This is a genomic window from Microbacterium hydrocarbonoxydans (assembly GCF_023715885.1).
In the GTDB taxonomy this organism is placed as follows: Bacteria; Actinomycetota; Actinomycetes; order Actinomycetales; family Microbacteriaceae; genus Microbacterium; species Microbacterium hydrocarbonoxydans_C.
The window spans coordinates 306,692-320,117 of the sequence record NZ_JAMBOY010000003.1 but is presented as its reverse complement, the minus strand read 5'-3'; the positions used below and the strand labels follow the sequence as shown (position 1 = coordinate 320,117).

Here is a 13,426-nt window from a genome sequence, read left to right as displayed (position 1 = left end):
GGCGGATCCGCCCACGCTCATTCTACGATCGGCTCGTATACCCGCCCGCGCATGTGACGAACCGGTCAGGGCGCTGGCGGGGCCGCGGCCAGGTCGGGGGCGGTGGATGCCGGGGGCCGCAGCCGTCCGCCGGTCGCGGCGAACCAGCATCCGGCGATGATGAGCGGGAAGCCGATCAGGAGTCCCGGCGTGAGCGGCTCGGCGAGCACGATCGCCCCGAGGACGATTGCGACCACCGGGTTGACGTAGGTGAACAGCGGGGCGCGCACCGGGCCCACCTCGCGGATGAGGGCGAAGAAGGCGAGGAACGCCACGGCGGTGCACACGACCGCGAGCGCGAGCAGCGCTCCGATCGAGGTCAGGGTCGGCACCTCGTGCTGCGTGAAGACGCCGATCGGCAGGTACAGGATGCCGATCATGAGCAGTGAGAGCGTGATGGTGCCGAGCGACGGCACGTCGGCGAGCTTGCGTGCCACGATGAACGGCGCGATCGCGTAGAGGACGGCGACGAGGAGTACCTCTCCGGCGGCCAGCAGGCTCATGTCGCCGCCGAAGAGCCCGGGCCCGGCGACGACGATCGCGACGCCGACGAAACCGACGAGGAGGCCGATCCCCCGCGCGGGGCGCAGCACACCGCGGTCGCCGCCGCTCAGAGCGATGAGGGCGGCGAACAGCGGAACGGTCGCGACGAGCAGACCGGTCATGCCGGACGGCAGGGTCATCTCGGCGTGGCCGAGCAGCACGAAGGGACCCGCCATCTCGACGAGGCCGAACGCGAGGACCCACGGCCAATGCTTCCACGCCGCCTTCAGAGCGCCGCCGCGGATCGCGAACGGGAGGAGAAGGAGGGCGGCGATGAGCGTGCGGCCGGCGACGATCGCGGGCGGCGAGAGCGACTCGACCGCGACGCTGATGAAGAGGTATGGCACGCCCCACAGCAGAGCCATCGCGCCGAAGAGCAGCCAGCCTCGACGAGAGAAGCCGCCATGCGGGTTCACAGCACGCGCCGGCCCTCGAACGCGCGCCCGAGGGTGACCTCATCGGCGTATTCGAGGTCGCCGCCGACCGGGAGGCCGGAGGCGAGACGCGAGACGGTGATCTGCATGGTCGTGAGGAGGCGGCTGAGGTAGCTCGCCGTCGCCTCGCCCTCGAGATTCGGGTTGGTCGCGAGGATGACCTCCTGCACGGTGCCGTCTGCCAGGCGGGTCATGAGCTGGGCGATGCGCAGGTCGTCGGGGCCGATACCCGCGATCGGACTGATCGCGCCTCCGAGCACGTGGTACAGGCCCCGGAACTCTCGGGTCCGCTCGATGGCCGCGACGTCCTTGGCGTCCTCCACCACGCAGATCAGCGCCCCGTTGCGGCGCGGATCGCGGCAGATCGCGCAGCGTTCCTGCTCCGCGACGTTGCCGCAGATCTCGCAGAAGCGCACGCGCACACGGATCTCGGTGAGCAGCTCCGACAGACGCGCGACATCGAACGTGGGCGTCTGAAGGATGTGGAACGCGATCCGCTGCGCGGACTTCGGGCCGATGCCCGGCAGTCTGCCGAACTCGTCGATCAGTTCCTGAACGATTCCGTCGTACATCAGGAGAACCTCGTGGGGGGCTCATAGGGCTCTTCGCGCACGAACGTGGCGCCGAGCACCTGGCGGATCACGGCCTCTCCGTAGCGCTGCACTCCCCCGCTCGGGGTGCGCTCGGTGACGACCGGGGCGGATGCCGGTGCCGATGGAGGCGCCGGGGTGGCCTGAGAGGTCGCCGTGGCGGCGGACGACTGTGGCGAGGGACGCGACGGCGCCCGGGGCGGGGTCGGCTCGTACGACGGGTCATATGGCGGCTCGTCGTCGTAGGGCGGCGGCTCGTCGTCGTTCGGCGGCGGCGCGTCATCGGAGGGAACGGGGTGGCCCGTGACCGTCGGCGCGGCGGATGCGCTCTGAGCGGTGTCGGCTGCCGCGGCAGGAGCGGGGCGCGGTGCTGCAACGGACGATGCGGCCGCCGCCGTGCCGGGCGCGCCGGCCGGATGGTCGGTCAAGGTCGCAGTCGCCGCCGGCTCCGAGGGAGCGGAGGCGGGGATCGGTGCCACCGCCCACTCCGTCACGGGTGCGGCGGAGTCGCTGCGGGTCCGGGTACGCGTCGATCCCGCTGACGCAGGCTCCGATGCGGATGCGCCGGCCGTCGAGGAACCGCTCGATGTCGGCCCGCCGGAGGAGGACGGCTGTCGCGGGGCACCGCCCTGCGGCATGGGGGCGGGCACGTACTTGACGCGGACGCCGAGCTCCTGCTCGATCGCGGTGCGCAGATGATCGGACGGCCCCGACCCGGGCGTCGTCCCCTTGAACTTCGCGACGTCGTGCTGGCTCGTGAAGCCGAGCGTCAGGACATCGGTCTCTGTGACGTAGGCCAGGGGCTGCACGGCGGTGGCCAGCAACCAGGAACTGCGGCTGATGTCTTCGAGGCGCTTCAGGACGGCCGACCACGACGACGTGATCCGCTCGAAGGTGACCGGACCGGAAGGTGCGGGGGCAGGCTGCTCCGCAGGCGAGTAGTTCGCGGTGTCTGCCGCGTCGCTCTCGCGCTCGACGGTAGCCGGAGCCGCAGGCGACCGACCGGGCTGGGCGGGCGCGTCGGCGGCCTGCACCGGTGCGGGTGTCTCCGTCGCCGACGCAGCCGCCGGGCGAGCGGACGGGGTTGCCGTCGCAGCAGAAGCGGGAGCATCCGCTGCGGAGGCCGCCACGGGTGCAGGCGCGCTCGCGCGAGGTGCGGGAGCGGCAGCCGCACGGGGCTGTGCGGCAGCCGCGGCCCCGGCCGTGGCTCCGGCATCCGATGGCCCGGCCAGCACGCGCGCGACCATCAGCTCCAGGTGCAGCCGGGGCGAGGTCGCCCCGGACATGTCATCGAGGGCTGCGCTGACCACATCGGCCGTGCGCGACAGGCGCGCCGAGCCGAACGCCTCCGCCTGCGAGCGCATGCGCGCGAGCTCGTCCTCGGCGATCCCGCGCAGCACGGCCGAAGCGCCGGAGCCCACCGCGGCGATCACGATGAGATCGCGCAGGCGCTCGAGGAGATCGTCGACGAAGCGCCGCGGGTCCTGCCCCGTCTGCACCACCCGATCGATCGCCGGGAACGCCGCTGCGGCGTCTCCTGCGGCGAGCGCGTCGACGATCTCGTCGAGCAGTGTCGCGTGCGTGTAGCCGAGCAGCGCCACCGCGCGCTCGTACGCGACCGTCACGGTCTCGGAGCCTGCCGGGGAGTCCGACCCGGCGATCAGCTGGTCGAGCAGCGAGAGGGTGTCTCGCGGCGATCCGCCACCGGCGCGCACGACGAGCGGCAGGACTCCCTTCTCGACGACGACTCCCTCTTCTGCGCAGAGCTTCTCGACGTACTCGAGCATGGCGGCGGGCGGCACGAGCCGGAACGGGTAATGGTGCGTGCGCGAGCGGATCGTGCCGAGCACCTTCTCGGGTTCGGTCGTCGCGAAGATGAACTTCACGTGCGGCGGGGGCTCCTCGACGAGCTTGAGCAGCGCGTTGAACCCCTGCGGCGTGACCATGTGGGCCTCGTCGAGGATGAAGATCTTGTATCGGTCGCGGCTCGGGGCGAACGTCGCGCGCTCGCGGAGGTCACGCGCGTCATCGACGCCGTTGTGGCTCGCGGCGTCGATCTCGACGACGTCGAGCGACCCGCCGCCCGCTCGCGACAGCTCGACGCAGCTTTCGCACGTGCCGCAGGGCGTATCGGTCGGGCCCTCGGCGCAGTTCAGGCACCGCGCGAGAATGCGAGCCGACGTCGTCTTGCCGCATCCGCGGGGTCCCGAGAACAGATAGGCGTGGCCGACGCGGTCGCCGCGCAGCGCGGTCATCAGCGGCTCGGTCACCTGGGACTGCCCGATCATCTCGCCGAACGACTCGGGGCGGTAGCGGCGGTAGAGGGCTGTGGTCACCAGAACAGCCTACGGCGTGCCGCCGACATCGAGGCAGCCCCGGGCACCGGCATCCGTCCGTTCCCTCCGCCGTCGCCGAACCACCCCTTCCCGCACGAGCCACCCCGTCGCACAGCGGAGACAGCGGGGTGGCTCGGGACGAAAGGGGTGGCTCGTGCGGACGTCGCGAGGATACTCAGTCGTCGCCGCCGATCACCGGGATCGCGGTGGTGATGACCGGAACCGACGCGGAGAGCAGCGTGCCGTCCTCCCGCACCGCGTTCGCGAACTGGCGGAGCGTCGGACGCCCCGGGATCACCGGGCCCTGATCGGCGAGGGGCACCACGACGTCCTCCCCCACCGACGCGATGTACGCCTCGCCGCGCACCGTGAACGGCACGGGCTCCCCGACGCGCACGTGCACCCGCAGCTCGTCAGCGGTCAGCGTGATCTGAAGTGCCGACCCCTGCCACTGCAGCGGGTACGACAGCGACGTCCAGTCCGCCGGCAACCGCGGATCGAAGCTCAGCTCGCCCGCCCAGTCGCGCATGCCGCCGAATCCGCTCACGAGTGCCGTCCACACGCCACCGGCGGATGCCACGTGCACGCCGTCGGACGCGTTGTGGTGCAGATCGTGCAGGTCGACGAACAGCGACTGCTCGAAGTAGCGCAGCGCGAGGTCCTGGTACCCCACCTCGGCCGCGAGGATCGACTGCACGACCGCCGACAGCGTCGAGTCGCCCGTGGTCAGCGGGTCGTAGTAGTCGAAGTCGGCCTTCTTCTCCTCTGGCGTGAAGTGGTTTCCCTGCAGGAACAGCGCGAGCACCACGTCGGCCTGCTTCAGCACCTGGAACCGGTAGATCACGAGGGGGTGGAAGTGCAGCAGGAGCGGCCGCTGGTCCGACGGCGTGTGCGCGAGATCCCAGACCTCGCGCTCGAGGAACAGGGAGTCCTGCGGGTGGATGCCGAGGGCCTCGCTGTACGGGATGAACATGGCGTCGGCCGCGCGCTCCCAGGCATCCGCCTCGCCCTCGCCCAGGCCCGTCCGCTCGACGACCCTCGCGAACTCCTCGCCGTTCGCCTCCTGCGCCTCACGCACGACGCGCGCCGCGTAGCGCAGGTTGTAGCGCGCCATGACGTTCGTGTAGAGGTTGTCGTTCACGACGGTGGTGTACTCGTCGGGCCCGGTGACGCCGTGGATGTGGAACGTCTCGACCCCGTCCTCCCCGTCGGAGCCGGGAACCGCCTGCGAGGTGCGCCAGAAGCCGAGCGTCGCCCAGAGCCGTGCCGTCTCGATGGCGACGTCGATGCCCTCGCGGCGCAGGAAGTCCTCGTCACCCGTCGCGCGCACGTACTTGCCCAGGGCGAAGCTCACATCGGCGTTGATGTGGTACTGCGCGGTGCCCGCCGCATAGTAGGCCGAGGCCTCCTCGCCGTTGATCGTGCGCCACGGGAACAGCGCCCCTGCCTCGTTCAGCTGCGCCGCGCGTCGACGGGCAGCCGGGAGCATGTGCACACGGGCGCGCAGCGCGTTCCGAGCCCACTGCGGAGACGTGTAGGTGAGGAACGGCAGCACGTAGATCTCGGTGTCCCAGAAGTAGTGCCCGCTGTATCCCGAGCCGGTGAGGCCCTTCGCCGGCACACCGCTGCCGTCCGCGCGCGCGGAGGCCTGCGCGAGCTGGAACAGGCACCAGCGGGTCGCCTGCTGGATGTCGTCGCGTCCGCCGATCTGCACATCGCTGCGGTCCCAGAACGCCGCGAGCCACTCGGCCTGTCGGGTGAACCGCGAGTCGACGCCCTCGGCCATCACCCGATCGAGGGAGCGGCGGCACCGGTCGACCAGCTCCCGCGGCGGCACACCGCGCGAGGAGTGATAGCTGACGAGCTTCGTGATCGTGATCGGCACACCCGCCCTCGCCTGCACTCGGAAGACGTTCTTGGCGATGTCGGGGTCGATCAGAGTCCGTGAAGTGTACTCGTTCTCGGTCTCCACGATGTGGTCGGCGACGACCGCGACGGTCATCCCCGATGCCGCCACGGAGTACGACAGCGCGGAGCGCAGGCCGTCCTGCCAGTGCTCGGCGGGCTCCAGGACCCGCTCGGTGATCTTCTCGGCCTTGCGCGGGTCGAAGCCCTTCTTCGCCTCGACGGGGGTGCCCGCGTAGACGCCCGCGCCGTCCTGACGGTTCAGCAGCTGGCAGCTGATCGTCACGGGCGCGTCGGAGTTCTCGACGACGACCTCGAGACGCAGGATCGCGAGGTGGCGCTCCTCGAAGCTCACCAGTCGCTCGTCGCGCATGCGCACGCGCTTGCCCGACGGGGTCTCCCAGAGCAGGACCCGCTCGAGGACACCCGTGCGCATGTCGAGCGTGCGGCGGTACTCGCGCACGTCCGCGACGTCGAACGAGATCGGCTCGTCGTCGACGTAGACGCGCATCACCTTGGCGTCCGGCGCGTTGACGATGGTCTGCCCGACCTCGGCGAACCCGTACGCCTGCTCGGCGTGGCGGATCGGCCAGGTCTCGTGCAGACCGTTCACGAAGGTGCCGTGCTCGTGGGCGCCGCGCCCTTCGATGTGGTTGCCCCGCAGGCCGAGGTACCCGTTGCCGACGCTGAACAGCGTCTCACCCACCCCGCCTTCGGAGTAACGGGTCTCGATGAGACGCCAGGGGTCGACGGGGAAGCGGTCGCGGTCGATCATGCGGTCTCCTCGGAGTCGGAGCGGCGGGGTGCCTCGGCGGGTGCGGAGTCTGTCAGGAAGGCGTCGAGATCGGTGACGACCACGGTGGCGCCGGCAGCGCGCAGCGCATCGGCCCCGGTGCCGCGATCGACGCCCACGACGGTGCCGAACCCGGCGGCCGACGCGGAGGCCGCACCGGAGGTGGCATCCTCGACGGCGACGCTCGTCGCCGGGTCGACGCCCAGCGCTTCAGCCCCGGCGCGGAACATGTCGGCCGCGGGCTTCGACGCGAGGCCGTCGCGCTCGGCGACGACCCCGTCGACGACGACACGGAAGTACGAGCGGATGCCGGCTGCGCCGAGCACCTCTTCGGCGTTCTTCGAGCTGGAGACGACGCCGATCGGGATGCCGGCGGCCGTGAGCTTCTCGACCAGGGCGAGCGAACCGGCGAAGGGGGCGATGCCCTCAGCCCGCAGGGACGCCGCGAACGCGGCGTTCTTGCGGTTGCCGATGCCGCAGATCGTCTCGGCCTCGGGCGGATCGTCGACGGCGCCCCACGGGACCTCGACGTTGCGGCTGTGCAGCAGGCTCGCGACGCCGTCGTAGCGCTTCTTGCCGTCGACGTAGTCGAAGTAGTCCGCGTCGCTGTACGGGGGTGTGAGACCCCAGCGTTCGAACACCTCGTCGAACACGAGCTTCCAGGCGCGCATGTGCACCTCGGCGGTCGGGGTGAGGACGCCGTCGAGGTCGAACAGGACGCCGTCGGCGCGGAGCAGATCGGGCAGTGCTTCGGGCACAGGAGCCTCCAGGAGAAGGACGAGGGTTCCGGCACCTCTCCGTGCCACTGTGCAAGCGTAGTGCCGCACGGGGCCGCCGGTCACCCCCGGATGGGGTGTCGTGTCACAGCATCCGCGAGGTCTGTCTCGCGATCTCGAGCTCCTCGTCGGTCGGGACGACGAGCACGGTGACCGTCGAGGCATCCGTCGAGATTCGCCTGATGCCCGCGCGGCGTTCGACATTGCGGCCGTGATCGATCTCGATACCTGCGAATCCCAGCGTCGCCATGGCCTCGGCGCGCACCGCCGGGGCGTTCTCGCCCACCCCGGCGGTGAACGAGATCACATCGACACCGCCGAGCTGCGCGCTGTATGCGCCGGCATACCCGCGCAGGCGGTGGATGTAGACGTCGAACGCGAGCGAGGCAGCGGCATCCCCCTCCTCGCGCCCGGCGAGGATGTCGCGCATGTCGCTGCGTCCGGCGAGTCCCTTGAGACCGCTGCGGCTGTTCAGCAGCGCGTCGAGGTCGTCGATCGAGTAACCGGCGCGGCGCGAGAGGTGCATGAGAGCCGCGGGGTCGAGGTCGCCGGAGCGGGTGCCCATCACGAGCCCCTCCAGCGGCGTGAGACCCATCGATGTCTCGACCGAGCGCCCGCCGTCGATCGCGGTGACGGATGCGCCGTTGCCGAGGTGGAACACCAGCTGCCGCAGCGAGCCCAGGTCGCGACCGAGGAACGCGGCAGCGGCCTCGCTCACGTACTGGTGGCTGGTGCCGTGGAACCCGTAGCGGCGCACGCGGTGCTCGGCCGCCAACTCTGCGTCGATCGCGTAGGTGTACGCGGCGGGCGGCAGGGTCTGGTGGAATGCGGTGTCGAACACCGCGACGTGCGGCACATCGGCGAACACGGCCTTGGCGGCGCGGATGCCGGCGAGGTTGGCCGGGTTGTGCAGCGGGGCGAGCACAGCGAGCTCGTCGATCTGCTCCTCGACGCTCGGCGTGACCAGTGTCGGCGCGTAGAAGCGGGCTCCGCCGTGCACGACCCGGTGTCCGACCGCGGCCGGACGGTGCTCGTCGAGCGAGGGTCCATGATCGGCGAACTGCTCGAGCATCACGGCGAACGCCTGGTCGTGGTCGGACACGGCGTCCTCGCTCCGGTACGTCGCGTCGAGCATCGTCACGACGGCCTCGTCCCCGGCATCCGGCCGAACGGTGTGCGAGACCGCGCTGACGTCCTGGCCGATGCGCTCGATGAGACCGGTCGCGAGCTCCCGCTCGTCCTCGATGTCGATGAGGGAGTACTTCAGTGAGGAGGAGCCGCTGTTGATGACGAGGATTGTGGTCACGCGTCCGCCCCCTGCGCCTGGATCGCGGTGATCGCGACGGTGTTCACGATGTCGTCGACGAGAGCGCCCCGCGACAGGTCGTTGATCGGCTTGTTGAGTCCCTGCAGTACCGGACCGATCGCGACGGCGCCGGCCGACCGCTGCACCGCCTTGTAGGTGTTGTTGCCCGTGTTGAGATCGGGGAACACGAACACGGTCGCCCGCCCGGCGACCGCCGAGTCGGGCAGCTTGGCCTTCGCGACCGCGGCGTCAGCCGCCGCGTCGTACTGGATCGGACCTTCGACGAGCAGCTCCGGCGCCCGCTCGTGCACGAGCGCCGTGGCCTGGCGCACCTTGTCGACGTCGGCGCCCGATCCCGACTCCCCCGTCGAGTACGACAGCATCGCGATGCGCGGATCGATGCCGAACTGACGGGCCGTGGCGGCTGAGGAGATCGCGATGTCGGCGAGCTGCTCGCTGGTCGGATCCGGGATGACGGCACAGTCTCCGTAGACGAGCACCCGGTCGGCGAGCGCCATGAGGAAGACGCTCGAGACGACCTGCACGCCGGGCTTGGTCTTGATGATCTCGAACGAGGGGCGGATGGTGTGCGCGGTCGTGTGCGCGGCTCCCGAGACCATGCCGTCGGCGAGACCGAGGTGCACCATCATCGTGCCGAAGTACGACACGTCGGTCACGGTGTCCGCTGCCTGCGCGAGCGTGATGCCCTTGTGGGCGCGCAGTCTGGCGTACTCCTCGGCGAAGCGCTCGACCAGCTCGGGGTCGGTGGGGCTGAGCACCTGCGCCTCTTCGATGTCGACGCCGAGCTCGATCGCGCGCGCCCGGACGGTCGCCTCGTCGCCGAGGATCGTGAGGTCGGCCACCTCTCGCGCGAGCAGGGTCGCGGCCGCGCGCAGGATGCGGTCGTCGTCGCCCTCCGGCAGCACGATGCGGCGACGATCGGCCCTGGCCCGTTCGATCAGCCCGTACTCGAACATCAGCGGTGTGACGACCTTGGACTCCGCCAGGCCGAGCTGCGTGGTGAGCTCGGCGACATCGACGTGGGTCTGGAACAGGCCGAGGGCCCGGTCATACCGCCCGCGCGAGTCGGGCGAGATGCGCCCGCGGGCGCCCATCACCCGCACCGCGGTGTCGTAGGTGCCGAGATCGGTGGCGATGATCGGCACGGTCGACGTGAACCCGTCGAGCAGCTGCACGATCGGATCGGGCAGCGGGAACGGACCGTTGAGGATGATGCCGGCCACGCGCGGGAAGGTGCCGGACGCGTCGGCGAGCAGGGTCGCCAGCAGCACCTCGGTGCGGTCGGCGGGGATGACGACCACGGCCTCCTCGGTGAGCCGCGGCAGGACGTTCACCATCGACATGCCTGCGACGACGATCGTGAGGGCTTCGCGGCCGAGACGGTCGGGGTCTCCCTTGATGAGTCGTCCGTCGACGGCGGAGAGGATGCCGCGGATCGACGGCGCGACCAGGGTGCGGTCCTCGGGGAGCGCCCACACCGGAGTGGTCCGCGCGGGACGGAGTGCGGCGACCGCCTGCTCGACGTCGCCGAGGCGGTCGGGCTCGGCGCGGTTGACGACGATCGCGAACAGCTCGGCGCGCTCGACCTCCAGCTCCGACAGAGCGAGGGCGCCGATCTGTCCGACGGCCTCGGGCGTGCGGGCCGTGGTCGTGCCCAGCTGCTCGGCCTGACGCTGCTGGTCGCGACCGCTGAGGACGAGCAGCACCGGTGCCGCGAGGTTCGCGGCGATCCGCGCGTTGTAGCCGAGCTCGGCGGGGCTGGCGACGTCGGTGTAGTCGCTGCCGATGATCACGACGGCGTCGCACTGCGCCTCGACGGCCTTGAAGCGGGCGACGATGGTCGACAACGCACGGTCGGGGTCGTCGCGGACGTCGTCGTACGTCACGCCGATGCAGTCGTCATAGTCGAGCTGCACGCCGTCGTGGGCGAGCAGCAGCTCGAGCACGTCGTCACGCTCGGCGACCGAGCGTGCGATGGGTCGGAAGACACCGACGCGCGGCGTGACGCGCATGAGCGCGTCGAGCACGCCGAGGGCGATCGTGGACTTCCCGGTATGGCCTTCGGCCGAGGTGATGTAGATGCTCTGCGCCACGGCACCAGCCTAGGCGCACCTCCCCTTCCGCAGCCTGGATGCGACGCAGATCAGCAGGGCTGAGACAGGGCGTCCACGACCGCGACGGCATCCTCGGTGTACCGCGTGTAGTACGTCGGGTCGAGGTTGATCTGCACGCGGTGGATGGCGAGCGAGCGATCCATCGACTGCCAGTCCGGTACGCGGGAGAGACGCTGATAGAAGAGCGTCGCCGCGGTCGCGGGGTCCATGCGCTGCTCGACCGTGCCCCACCAGTCCTGCTGCTGGAAGAGCCCGATGCTCGTGGTCCTGCTGCCGTCGGGGTTCGTGAACCCGCTGGTCTCCCAGTCGCCGTAGTCGATGTTGCGCAGGCTGCTCTCGCCCATCGCCGTCATCACGCCGAGGATCTGACCCTCGCGACCGAAGCCGAGTGCGGTGGCCGTCTGCATGATGGTCGCGGCGTTCTCCAGCTGCTCGCCCTCCCACCCGGCGATGCCCGCCGCCGGGTAGGTGCTCGGATCGCCGAGGCAGACAGCGACGGGCTTCTCGTGCGCGAGTCCGAGCGGGATGAGGATCGCGGCGAGAGCGACCACCGCGACCCCCCCCGCCGACAGGGCGATGCGCCGGAGGAGGCGCCTGCGCTGCATCCTGCGCTGCGCGCGGCGACGCGGGGTGAGCCGTCGGCGTGCACGAGGGCGCCGGCGCTGCGGCGCTGCCCGGCGTGCTCGCGTGCGACGCGCTGTCGACGTCATGGCCGCCCGCGTCCGACGCGCGCTCCGCGTCTGCTGCTCGCTCCGCGTCCCACGAAGGCCGCAAGCCCTCCGCCGATGGCGCCGAACAGGTGGGCCTGCCAGGAGATCCCCTCCCGGACGCCGACGACGCCGGCGAGCATCGAACCGCCGTAGAGCGCGATCACGACGATCGCGATGATCGCGTAGAGGATGCGGTGCGACACCCGCCCCGGTGCGAAGACGCGCAGCACGGTGTAACCGAAGTAGCCGAACACGAGCCCGGAGGCACCCACGGTCAGCGTCCCCGGTGCGTTCAGCAGCCAGGTCCCCGCTCCCCCGATGACCGCCGCGAAAGCCGTGACAGCCCAGAACCTGCGGGCGCCCTCGACGGCGACGAGGCAGCCGAGCACGAGGAACGGCACCGAGTTCGCGATGAGGTGCGCCCAGTTCGCGTGCAGCAGCGGGCCGACGAAGACGCCGCCGAGGCCGGTCGGGTCCCACGAACGCAGGCCGAAACCGGTGAAGGACCCCGGTAGGACGGCATCCGCGAACTGCACGATCCACATGGCGGCGAGGAGGAGGATCGGCGAGGCGAAGCGACCGAGCGCGCTGCGGCGCGGGGAATCGGCGGTGCTGGTCACATCTGGCCTCGTCACGTCTCGATCCTGACAGGGCTGACCAGGAGGACGCTGACAAAAAGAAAGTGACCCTCCGCGCACCCAGCAGAGCCCGGTTACCCTTGCTGCGTTTCCGCCCTGGGGGAATTGGCCTGGATGCCGCCACGCGGAGAGCCGTCACCCAGTCTAGCCGATGCGGAGCCGGTCCCCAGCCGCGCGGGTTACGATCGGTTCACGCGCACCGCAGCGCCCACGCGAGAGGGAACGCATGCCAGACACCCCGCCCCCGAGGACGCCGATCATCGACGCCCAGGACTTCGCCGCGCAGACCTCCGCCATCGTCGGCTCGATCGGTCGGGTGATCGACGGAAAGCCGGATGCCGTGCGCAGCGCACTCGTCTGCCTCCTCGCCGAGGGGCACCTGCTGATCGAGGACGTGCCGGGGGTCGGCAAGACCATGCTCGCCAGGGCGCTGGCCGCGAGCGTCGACGCCACCGTGCGGCGCATCCAGTTCACCCCCGATCTGCTGCCGGGCGACGTCACCGGGGTGAGCGTCTACAACCCGGTCGATCGCGAGTTCGAGTTCAAGCGCGGAGCGGTGTTCGCGAACATCGTGATCGCCGACGAGATCAACCGCTCCTCCCCGAAGACCCAGTCGGCCCTGCTGGAGGCGATGGAGGAGGGCCAGGTCACGGTCGACGGATCCACACACCTGCTCCCCGATCCGTTCCTCGTCGTCGCGACCCAGAATCCGCTCGAGATGGAGGGCACGTATGCGCTCCCCGAGGCTCAGCGCGATCGCTTCATGATGCGCATCTCGATGGGCTACCCGGATCCCGCGGCCGAGGTCGAGATGCTGCGGCAGCGCGACACGGTCAATCCGCTCGCATCCGTGACCGCCGTCGCCGACGCGGCGTCGATCACGACGCTCATCGCGTGGGCGCGCTCCGTGCACGTGGCTCCGGCCGTCGAGGAGTACACGGTCGCCCTGGCCCAGGCCACCCGGGTCGACCCCAGCCTGCACCTCGGGGCGAGCCCGCGTGCGACGCTGCAGCTCATCAGGGCGGCGAAGGTGTGGGCCGCGCTCGATGGCCGCGACTTCGTGATCCCCGACGACGTGACGGCGCTGCTGATCCCCGTGCTCGCGCATCGTCTGCTCCCCGCACGCGGCGCGCACCGCGCCGGAGCCCAGCCCGTCGAAGCGGCCCTGCGTCAGATCGCCGAACGCGTGCGCGTGCCCGTGGCCGTCCGCTCCTGATCCGG

Annotated in this window: 10 protein-coding genes and 1 other RNA gene; 1 reads left to right on the top strand and 10 read right to left on the bottom strand. The window is 70.8% G+C overall.

Features of this window, described 5'->3' with window-relative positions; genetic code table 11:
- Positions 1-65: 65 nt before the first annotated feature.
- The 10 genes from M3195_RS09880 to ffs form a co-directional block, all read right to left on the bottom strand.
- Positions 66-998, bottom strand: a complete 933-nt coding sequence (locus M3195_RS09880) for a DMT family transporter (protein ID WP_251587018.1) — start codon at positions 996-998, stop codon at positions 66-68.
- Positions 995-1,588 (bottom strand): recombination mediator RecR, encoded by a 594-nt coding sequence (recR, locus tag M3195_RS09875; protein ID WP_096714913.1) that lies wholly within the window; start codon positions 1,586-1,588, stop codon positions 995-997. The genes M3195_RS09880 and recR overlap by 4 nt, the downstream gene beginning before the upstream one ends.
- Positions 1,588-3,942 carry a DNA polymerase III subunit gamma and tau gene (locus M3195_RS09870; RefSeq protein WP_251587017.1) on the bottom strand — a complete coding sequence of 785 codons (2,355 nt, stop codon included), beginning with the start codon at positions 3,940-3,942 and terminating at the stop codon, positions 1,588-1,590. The genes recR and M3195_RS09870 overlap by 1 nt, the downstream gene beginning before the upstream one ends.
- A 175-nt stretch (positions 3,943-4,117) precedes the next feature.
- On the bottom strand, positions 4,118-6,622 hold the full coding sequence (locus tag M3195_RS09865; RefSeq protein WP_251587015.1) for a glycoside hydrolase family 65 protein: 2,505 nt from the start codon (positions 6,620-6,622) through the stop codon (positions 4,118-4,120).
- Positions 6,619-7,446 (bottom strand): HAD family hydrolase, encoded by an 828-nt coding sequence (locus M3195_RS09860; protein ID WP_374209317.1) that lies wholly within the window; start codon positions 7,444-7,446, stop codon positions 6,619-6,621. The genes M3195_RS09865 and M3195_RS09860 overlap by 4 nt, the downstream gene beginning before the upstream one ends.
- Before the next feature lie 55 nt (positions 7,447-7,501).
- Positions 7,502-8,722 carry an acetate/propionate family kinase gene (locus M3195_RS09855; protein ID WP_251587014.1) on the bottom strand — a complete coding sequence of 407 codons (1,221 nt, stop codon included), beginning with the start codon at positions 8,720-8,722 and terminating at the stop codon, positions 7,502-7,504.
- Entirely contained in the window at positions 8,719-10,836 is a 2,118-nt protein-coding gene (pta, locus tag M3195_RS09850; RefSeq protein ID WP_251587012.1) for a phosphate acetyltransferase, read from the bottom strand. Before pta ends, M3195_RS09855 begins: the two co-directional genes overlap by 4 nt.
- Positions 10,837-10,886: 50 nt before the next feature.
- Positions 10,887-11,462 carry a hypothetical protein gene (locus tag M3195_RS09845; RefSeq protein WP_251587011.1) on the bottom strand — a complete coding sequence of 192 codons (576 nt, stop codon included), beginning with the start codon at positions 11,460-11,462 and terminating at the stop codon, positions 10,887-10,889.
- Between the two features lie 101 nt (positions 11,463-11,563).
- Positions 11,564-12,202 carry a rhomboid family intramembrane serine protease gene (locus tag M3195_RS09840; RefSeq protein WP_251587009.1) on the bottom strand — a complete coding sequence of 213 codons (639 nt, stop codon included), beginning with the start codon at positions 12,200-12,202 and terminating at the stop codon, positions 11,564-11,566.
- A gap of 43 nt (positions 12,203-12,245) precedes the next feature.
- Positions 12,246-12,342: signal recognition particle sRNA small type (ffs, locus tag M3195_RS09835), an RNA gene on the bottom strand.
- Positions 12,343-12,431: 89 nt separating this feature from the next.
- Between ffs and M3195_RS09830 the strand changes: the two genes are divergently transcribed.
- Positions 12,432-13,421: an AAA family ATPase gene (locus M3195_RS09830; protein ID WP_251587006.1), complete on the top strand. Its 990-nt coding sequence runs from the start codon at positions 12,432-12,434 to the stop codon at positions 13,419-13,421.
- Positions 13,422-13,426: the final 5 nt, after the last annotated feature.